Here is a 640-nt window from a genome sequence, read left to right on the forward strand (position 1 = left end):
GAACAACCACAACCGAGTACGTCACGCCCGCAGTCGGCCGCACACGGACCGGCCCTTCGTCGGGTGTGCCCCCCGGGGACCATCCGCCGCCGTCCGCACCACGCCGACGCATTTCTGGGGGATGTACGAGATGACCGTCAACCTGTTCGTGGTCAGCGACAACCCGGTGTCCCTCGCCGGGCTGGAAGCGATTGTCGACCAGGATGAGGAGTGCGCTCTCGTCGGACGCGCCACGGACGACTCCGACGACCTCCGATGTCTGTCGGCGCTGGCCGGCACCGCCCTCCACCCCGACGTCGTCATCCTGAGCGAGCCGTCCTCCAGACGAACCGTCCGCGCACGCGTCCGGCACATCGCCTCCGCCTTCCCCGACGAGGCGTCCCGGCCGCACACGATCGTGGTGGCGCAGAACGACGACGACGAGATGATCGTCTCGGCCCTCCGCGCCGGCGTCAACGGCTACCTCTCACGCCTCGGTTCGGCCGACGAGCTGCTCCGCTCCCTGAAGGTCGTCGCCCAGGGCGGCGCCGCCTTCTGCCCCAGCGTCGCCGCCCGCATGAGCCGTTACTTCTCCGCCATGCGGGGCCTGCACGACAGCGCCGGATTCCCGGGGCTCACCAGCCGCGAGCTGGAGATACTG

The 640-nt window shown here is 70.0% G+C and carries 1 protein-coding gene; it reads left to right on the top strand.

Going from position 1 to position 640, the window contains the following annotated elements; genetic code table 11:
• Positions 1-130: 130 nt before the first annotated feature.
• A partial coding sequence (locus LPA54_RS34800) for a hypothetical protein (protein ID WP_228984619.1) occupies positions 131-640 on the top strand: 510 nt, incomplete at its 3' end.

Origin of the sequence: Streptomyces sp. DH12 (assembly GCF_020873895.1) — a bacterium.
Lineage (GTDB): Bacteria > Actinomycetota > Actinomycetes > Streptomycetales > Streptomycetaceae > Streptomyces.